This is a genomic window from Candidatus Binataceae bacterium (assembly GCA_036495685.1).
Taxonomy (GTDB): Bacteria; Desulfobacterota; Binatia; order Binatales; family Binataceae; genus JAFAHS01.
In genome coordinates, this window is the sequence record DASXMJ010000150.1 from 1 (window position 1) to 3,656 (window position 3,656).

5 protein-coding genes are annotated in these 3,656 nt (G+C 60.0%); 2 read left to right on the forward strand and 3 right to left on the reverse strand.

Annotated features, from left to right (window positions below; translation table 11 throughout):
• The coding region (locus VGI36_14355) for a hypothetical protein (GenBank protein ID HEY2486330.1) at positions 1–237 on the forward strand (237 nt) is incomplete at its 5' end.
• A 104-nt stretch (positions 238–341) separates the two neighbouring features.
• On the opposite strand, the gene VGI36_14360 is transcribed toward VGI36_14355, so the two are convergent.
• A complete protein-coding gene (locus tag VGI36_14360) occupies positions 342–1,514 on the reverse strand; it encodes a C45 family peptidase (GenBank protein HEY2486331.1) in 1,173 nt (390 codons plus the stop codon).
• Between the two features lie 91 nt (positions 1,515–1,605).
• Here VGI36_14360 and VGI36_14365 point away from each other — a divergent pair, with 91 nt between their 5' ends.
• On the forward strand, positions 1,606–2,760 hold the full coding sequence (locus VGI36_14365) for an amidohydrolase family protein (protein HEY2486332.1): 1,155 nt from the start codon (positions 1,606–1,608) through the stop codon (positions 2,758–2,760).
• Positions 2,761–2,848: 88 nt separating this feature from the next.
• On the opposite strand, the gene VGI36_14370 is transcribed toward VGI36_14365, so the two are convergent.
• Both VGI36_14370 and VGI36_14375 read right to left on the reverse strand, forming a co-directional pair.
• Positions 2,849–3,268, reverse strand: coding sequence for a hypothetical protein (locus tag VGI36_14370; GenBank protein ID HEY2486333.1), 420 nt, complete (start codon positions 3,266–3,268; stop codon positions 2,849–2,851).
• An 86-nt stretch (positions 3,269–3,354) separates the two neighbouring features.
• Positions 3,355–3,656 (reverse strand): enoyl-CoA hydratase-related protein (locus VGI36_14375; GenBank protein HEY2486334.1); only part of this gene is annotated, 302 nt, incomplete at its 5' end.

The window sequence follows — 3,656 nt, forward strand, 5'->3', positions numbered from 1 at the left end:
AACTGGCTGACCTATCGCGACCGGCCGGTGCCGGATGCGAAAATCGCGATCTATCCGTTCAAGCGCCTGTTCCAGGTCAATGGCACCAGCACCAACGTCCAGACGGGCCTTTCCAGCTTCTGTGACCTGCCGACACCAAATGCACCCGAGCGTGAATGCTGGTACATCAACATGGGCTCGGTGAGCAAGGCGGACTTCACCACAGGGGCGATGGTAGAGAACACCGGCGGCCGCTGAGCGGCGCTCTTAAGCCAGTTCAGAACCGGGCGGCTTGCAGTTGCGGGCCGCCCGCTTCGCTATTTTCTGGTAAACCTCGGCCCGCGCAGAAAGTTTGGTGCCGACTACCAGCCTACCGGGCGGTAGGCATTCAGGCAGGGCGGTTCGCCGGCCAGTTGAATTGTGGGGGGGCGCTTCAACTCCATCACGATCGAGGCGAATGTCATGGTGCTGGTCGCATCGTCTGGCGAAGGACGAACCGAGATAGAATGCGGTCCTTCGGGGGAAGACAGAGCGGCCTTGACCTCCTCAAGGGCGGGCGTCTTAGCAGCCATCAAATTGCACAGCCTTTCGTAGCGGCCTCGCGAATCTGCTTCGGCCCTCCTAAGCCGCTCGTTGGGTGCAGCCGCAAGCGGATGATTGGTATGCACGAAGACGGGAGAGTCCTTCCAGGGAACACTACTTACCAGGGTCGCCGACGCCTCGAAGCTCGCGAATCCTCCTGGGTCGCCGATGAGATAGTGCTGACCTGACGCGTGCCGCGGCTGGCAGATCCATTTCGCGGCCGCAGCCAGATCAGGTTGCTCCACTATCTCGCGCATTACGCACGCGACCGGCAGGCCATCGGCGGCGCTCGATAGCTGCCACAGCGTGTTCACCGCAACGCCGACCCCCGCTTCGTTCGCTCCGCAAAGCCCGATCATTCCGCAGATCGTCATGACCGTGGTGCGCGGTCCGCCGTTTCTGGCCGTGCTGATAACCGCCTGACCGCCGTCTAGGTAGGCGCGCAGGTCCATATTCTGGGCGAGAATTGGAGCTTGGCCCTCGCGTCCGCGGATTGCGATGATACTGCAGTGATTGGCCTCCGCGGAGGGCCGGCGGTAGTGCCTCGCCCCGAACCACCATTCCTCGTCCATGAATTGAAACGCTAAGGTCTCCGGCAAGGATCGTCCGCTGCCTTCGGCGATACCCTCGATTTCTTCCAGCAGCGCCGGGGTCCAGTATCGCATCGCGGCCACAAACCGGGTTTGCGCGAGAAACGCCTCGATGAAGGAATCGGGATGGACGCCAAAGCGTTGGGTCAGGCTTTCGCGCCAGCGGTGGCGGACATCGCTTATGGATTTTCGCAAGGTTTCGCCGTGCTGGCATCCTTGCGCTCGGGGCGGGCCACAGAGACGCAGGAATGGAAGCGAAGACGCGGACACTGGATCGAGGATACTCCGCTGATGAAATGATTGAAAATTGAGCACGAGCCACCGGTCGCCGGCACCGGCCGAGGCCTGCGGTGAGTCCGACATTCGGCTCCGACCCGATTGCTCCGGCTGGTACGTCGACGGCCAGCTGCGCTAGAAATCGCCTAGAGCCCATCAAGCTCGGAGGTGCTGACCCATGGCAGCAACACCAATCAAGGTAATCTCCGCTGACTCTCACATGACCGAACCCGCGGATCTCTGGACCGAGAGGCTGGACCAGAAATTTCGCGATCGTGCGCCGCGCATCATCAGGAGCGAAAACCGCGGCACGTTTATTTTTGTGGCGCCCGATATTCCAGCCTTTCCGGTCGCGGGCGGATTTGCGGCCGGCCGCAGCGGCGAAGAGCTCCGCGAATTCATGAAGCGCGCAAATAAGGACGAAGGCTACAAGGCGGCGCGCCCAAGTGGTTGGGACCCTGCCGAGCGCATCAAGGACCAGGACGTCGATGGCGTGCAGGCCGAGATCCTGTACACCACGCTGGGCATGCCCCTGTTTGGACTCCATGATGCCGACCTGCAGCGTGAGTGTTTTCGGGTTTACAACGATTGGGTCGCGGACTTTGCTTCCTACGATCCGCGCCGTCTGCACGCGATTGCACTGATCTCGCTCGAAGATATCAACGAAGGCGCCAAGGAGCTCGAACGCGCGAAAAAGATTGGGCTCAAGGGGGCAATGATCTGGGGTTCGCCTCCGGCAGAAAGCCCCTACTGGCATAAATCCTACGATCCGTTCTGGCAGGTCGCAGAGGACTTGCAGATGCCGCTGTCGCTGCACGTCATCACCGGCAAGCGACCGCCGCGCTCCAAAGAGGAACAGCAGAAGGCCAAGACACGCGAGCCGTCGTTCATTCGCGGCTACATGAATATCCTGCACGAGGTGCAGCGTTCGCTAACCGATATAATCTGCGGGGGCGTGTTGATGCGCTTTCCGCGTTTGAAGATCGTATCCGCGGAGAATGACAGCGGATGGTTGCCACACTACATGTACCGGCTCGACCACGCATTCGAGAAGTTCGGCGCGATGATGGAAGAGCCGCTCGATATGACGCCGGGCGAGTACGTACGCCGCAATGTGTGGGCGACCTTCCAGGACGATCCGGTCGGCCCGATGCTGGTGCAGTTCTTCGGCGAGGACAACTTCATGTGGGCCTCGGACTTTCCACATACCGACTCGACGTGGCCCCACTCACAAGACGTGATTGCGCGCGACTTCAAACATGTTCCGGAAGCGGTGAAACGCAAGATCGTCTGTGAAAACGCGGCGCGTTTGTATCAGATCGATCTGAACTAGGGTCAAAAGCATAAGTCCGCAGATCGCGCGGATCTCACAGTTGGATTTCGGAATGCTGTGAAAATCTGCGCGCTCTGCGGATGGGATCTTAGTTGGCCGCGCCGGTAAAATGCACCGCCGTACCGGTGCATTCGAAGTAGCCGCCCTCCGTGTACGGTTCGGAGACCGCCGACGCATCGTCGGCCACGAAGTAGATCGTGGTCCCTACAACCGCATCGACGTGGTCGCCATACTTGCGATAGGCGGCGGCCCGCAGGCCATCGCCGTGAACCACCTGGCCGCTGGTGGAGTTTGGTGTGTTGAAACAGTAACCCTGCACCGAGCCGAGCTTTGAGTACTGGGGATGGCCCTTCACCGTGTCCTTCGACACCACCTGGATCTTTTTAATTGCAGCACTGAGCGCATCCTGCTGTTCGTGGAGTTGAGTTACATCCTGATCGAGATGTTGTTCTTCGGCGCAGCCGCCGAACACGATCGCAATCGCCAGCGCCAAGAGAAATCGCTTCATAACAACTCTACCCCGCTCTGTTTTCCGTATGTGACGGGCGCGAGCGGGGCAAGAGCGAGCGAAAGTTGCGGACGCTGGTCGACGTCTTAGTCGGCTCTGGCGAAATTGGGTTTGCGCTTCTCCACGAAAGCTTTCACCGCTTCCTGATGGTCTTTGGTGTTGAAGGTCATCATCTCGTAGGCGAGCGACGCGTCGAGGATAAGGTTAGCCTGCTGCTTGAGCCATTTGTTAACCGCCAACTTACTCCAGCGAATTGCCCACGTGGGTCCGTCGGCAAGCTCCCGCGCCAGCTCGCGTGCCTTGGTCATCACATCGTCCGGTCCGACCGCGTAGTTGACCATCCCGATTCGTCCCGCTTCGGCGCCACTGATGAAATTTCCGCGCATCA